Genomic DNA, 477 nt, shown 5'->3' on the forward strand with positions numbered 1-477 from the left:
CTCGCGTGAGCGTTCGCTGGGCTTGAGGCCGACCGAGGTGGCGATCGAGTCGAAGTCGCCGCCGAGCATCAGGGTCGCCGAGGTCAGCACCACCGTGTTGTCGGTCAGCAGCTTGTCGCGCATCGGGCCCCACACCTGCAGCGGCGCGACGCACAGGGTCGGCGGGATCCGGTCGGTGCCCTCGGTGCGCCACAGCACGTCGGACTCCGAGCACGCCGCCATCCGCTCGGCGGTCGCGAAGACCTCCTGCACCATGCCCTTGGCCTGGGTGAAGGCCGGGTCCGGCTCGCTGCCGGCCTCGGCCTTGGGGAATGCGGACGCGCAGGCCCGGGCGGCATCGCGCACCAGGACGAGGGCGTCGGACAGCTCCTCGGGCAGCGTCTCGAAGCGGCCGGGGCTGGCCTCGGAGACGGCAGCGCGCAGTGCGTCGGCAGCGTCGGCGAGGTCGTCGGCCTCGTTGCCCTCGACGTGGCGGAC

The 477-nt window shown here is 73.2% G+C and carries 1 pseudogene; it reads right to left on the reverse strand.

Annotation, left to right across the window (positions count from 1 at the left end):
- A pseudogene (locus ACOADB_RS21525) lies at window positions 1-477 on the reverse strand (ATP-dependent DNA helicase); the annotation flags it as partial.

This window comes from Nocardioides sp. CPCC 206348, assembly GCF_048654705.1.
In the GTDB taxonomy this organism is placed as follows: domain Bacteria; phylum Actinomycetota; class Actinomycetes; order Propionibacteriales; family Nocardioidaceae; genus Nocardioides.